Here is a 516-nt window from a genome sequence, read left to right as displayed (position 1 = left end):
CGTAGCTTCGGTGGCGTGCTTGAGCCCCGTTACATTTTCGGCGCAGAGTCACTCGACTAGTGAGCTATTACGCACTCTTTGAATGATGGCTGCTTCTAAGCCAACATCCTAGTTGTCTTCGCAACTCCACATCCTTTCCCACTTAGCACGCTCTTCGGGACCTTAGCTGTCGATCTGGGCTGTTCCCCTCTCGACCATGAAGCTTTTCCCCCATGGTCTGACTCCCTGCCTCTAACCTACAGGTATTCGCAGTTTAACTGGGTTCGGTAACCGGTGAAGGCCCCTAGCCCAATCAGTGCTCTACCCCCTGTAGCCATCAGCAGAGGCTAGGCCTATACCTATTTCGGGGAGAACCAGCTATCTCCGGGTTCGTTTGGCATTTCACCCCTACCCACAGCTCATCCGCCGCCTTTTCAACGACGGTCGGTTCGGGCCTCCAACTGGTCTTACCCAGCTTTCACCCTGGCCATGGGTAGATCACCCGGTTTCGGGTCTGCTGCACGTAACTTCCGCCCT

Annotated in this window: 1 rRNA gene; it reads right to left on the bottom strand. The window is 55.4% G+C overall.

The annotated features are described in order from the left end of the window. Window positions 1–516 (bottom strand): 23S ribosomal RNA (locus cpu_RS13165); the annotation flags it as partial.

It is taken from the genome of Carboxydothermus pertinax (assembly GCF_001950255.1).
Taxonomy (GTDB): Bacteria; Bacillota; Z-2901; order Carboxydothermales; family Carboxydothermaceae; genus Carboxydothermus; species Carboxydothermus pertinax.
This window is presented reverse-complemented; position numbering and strand designations above follow the sequence as displayed.